Raw genomic sequence first — 2,613 nt, 5'->3', positions numbered from 1 at the left:
CCTCCCGCCGCCTTCCCTCCCGGCGGGAGGGAAGGCGGCGGAGCCGTACGACAGGACGGAGGCGACCGCGCCCGCCCGGCCGAGCAGCGGACGGCCCGTGTCGCCGACGAGGGTGAGGGTGACGCCGGAGAGGTCCGGGACGCCGCGCAGGTCGAGCGCGTGCAGGGAGCGCAGCGCGGCCCCGCCGAGGGGGAGTTCGCGGCCGAGGCCGTCCAGCAGGCGGCCGCCGAGGCCCTGGAAGACGCCCGCGCCGCCGTCCGGGGCCGCGCTGGTGCCCGCGGCGAGCACGATCCGGCGCGCGCCGAGCCGCAGCGCGTGGACGATCAGCTGGCCGACGCCGAGGCTGGTGGCCGACAGCGTCCGCGGCGGGCCGTCCGGCAGCCGCCGGAACCCCGCGGCCTCGGCGACCTCGACCACCGCGCAGCGGCCATCGAAGGCCAGCACGGCGGTGACGGGGCGGCCCGCCGGACCGCAGACCTTCAGCTCGATCCGGCGGAACCCGGCCGCGACCGCGGCCTCGGCCGTGCCGTCCCCGCCGCCGGACACCGGCAGCTCCACGACCGGCACGTCCGGCCGGGCGAGCCGCAGCCCGGCGGCGAGCCGCCGGGCCACCTCGACGGCGTCGAGCGACCCCCGGAACCGGTCGGGCGCGAGCAGCACGTGGCCGCGCGGGGGAGGCTCGCCGGGGGGCTCGGGCAGGGACACGGGCAGCCACGCCTTTCACGCCGGGGGGTCAGCGCTTCGGTTGGTTCCTACCCCCTGCTCACGTCAGGACGCCACTATTTGACACCCAGCAGCTCCTCCACCGGGTGCAGACCGAAGTAGACGAGGAAGACCAGCGCGATCACCCAGATCAGCCAGTGCGTCTCGCGGATCTTGCCGCGGGCCAGCTTGATCAGGGTGTAGGCGACCACGCCCGCGCCGATGCCGTTGGTGATCGAGTAGGTGAACGGCATGAACACGATGGTGAGGAACGCCGGGATCGCGATGTCCAGGTCGTCCCAGGCGACCTTCGCGACCTGCGTCATCATCAGCGCGCCGACCAGCACCAGGGCGGGCGCGGCGGCCTGCGCCGGGACGACCGCCGCGAGCGGCGTGAGGAACAGCGTGACCGCGAACAGCGCGCCGGTGGCGAGGTTCGCCAGGCCGGTGCGCGCGCCCTCGCCGATGCCGGCCGCCGACTCGACGAACACGGTGTTGGCGGACGAGCTGGTCAGGCCGCCCAGCGCGGCGGACAGGCCGTCCATGGTGAGGATCCGGCCGAGGCCGGGGACCTCGCCCTTCTCGTTGACCAGGCCTGCCTCATCCGACAGGCCGAGGATGGTGCCCATCGCGTCGAAGAACCCCGACAGCACCAGGGTGAACAGGACGACCAGCGCGGTGATGAACCCGGCGCGGCCGAAGCCGCCGAACACGTCCACGTTGAACAGCAGGCCGAAGTCCGGGGCGGCCGCCAGCTTGTCCGGGACGTCCGGGACGACCACGCCCCAGCCCTCGGCGGGCATGTCGGCGTTGGCCTGGATGATCACGGCGACGGCGGTGGAGACGACGATCCCGATGAGGATCGCGCCCGGCACCCGCCGGACGTACAGGACGACCATGAGGACGAGCGCGATCGCGAACACCAGCGCGGGCCAGCCCATGAGCTTGCCGCCGGTGCCGAGCGCGAGCGGCGGGCTCATCGCGCTGGAGCTGATGAACTTGGCGTCGTAGAGGCCGACCAGGGCGATGAACGCGCCGATGCCGACCGCGATGGAGTGCTTGAGCGCGAGCGGGATCGCGTTCATGATCCGCTCCCGGACGCCGGTGAGCGCGAGCAGCACGATCACCACGCCCTCGATCACCACCAGGCCCATCGCCTGCGGCCAGGTCATCACGGGCGCGGCCTGGAAGGCGACGACCGCGTTGATGCCGAGCCCGGACGCCACGGCCATCGGCGCGTTCCCGACCAGGCCCATGATGATCGTCGCGATCGTCGCCGACAGCGCGGTCATGGTGGTGAGCTGCGGGATCGACAGGTGCGCGCCCGTGACGTCCTTCGCCCCGCCGAGGATGATCGGGTTGAGCAGGATGATGTAGGCCATCGCGAAGAACGTCGTGACTCCGCCGCGCATCTCGCGCGCGACCGTGGAGCCGCGTTCCGTCAGCTCGAAGCGGCGGTCGAGGAAGCCGCGCCGGCCGGGCGGCGGAGTGTCTTGGAGGGTCGCTTGCGACATCAGGCGTGCTCCGGTGCGGGGATCGGGCTGGACGGATTTCGGTGCGCACAGAACGACGCCTGTGGCCTGCACAGATTAGTCATACCGGTGTTACGGGCAGGTTACCGGATTGTCCCCTTGACATACCCGCCCGGCACCGGATTCCGCCTGGTCAGAACCGTGGCGAGGGGCCGGGCGCCGGGGGGTCAGGCCCCCCGGTAGGTCGAGTAGCCGAACGGGCCGAGCGCCAGCGGGACGTGGTGCCGCTGCCCCGCCCCGGTCACCAGGAAGATCACCGTGATCTCCGGGTAGTACGTCTGGACGTCCCGGGCCGCGTAGTACCGCCCCGACCCGAACCGCATCCGGTACGTCCCGGGCGCCAGCTCCCCGGGCCCGGCGATGCGGTCGTCGGCGGGGC

At 73.0% G+C, this 2,613-nt stretch carries 3 protein-coding genes; all 3 read right to left on the bottom strand.

The features are described 5' to 3' along the window. Positions 1-705 (bottom strand): glycerate kinase (locus AB0J52_RS35600; RefSeq protein ID WP_500187321.1); only part of this gene is annotated, 705 nt, incomplete at its 3' end. Between the two features lie 74 nt (positions 706-779). Beyond that, on the bottom strand, positions 780-2,216 hold the full coding sequence (locus AB0J52_RS35595; RefSeq protein ID WP_500187320.1) for an NCS2 family permease: 1,437 nt from the start codon (positions 2,214-2,216) through the stop codon (positions 780-782). A gap of 185 nt (positions 2,217-2,401) precedes the next feature. Continuing rightward, positions 2,402-2,613, bottom strand: a 212-nt coding sequence (locus tag AB0J52_RS35590) for a hydroxyisourate hydrolase (RefSeq protein WP_500187319.1), incomplete at its 5' end; no start/stop codon positions are given.

Source organism: Spirillospora sp. NPDC049652 (assembly GCF_040675125.1).
Taxonomy (GTDB): Bacteria; Actinomycetota; Actinomycetes; order Streptosporangiales; family Streptosporangiaceae; genus Spirillospora.
This window is presented reverse-complemented; position numbering and strand designations above follow the sequence as displayed.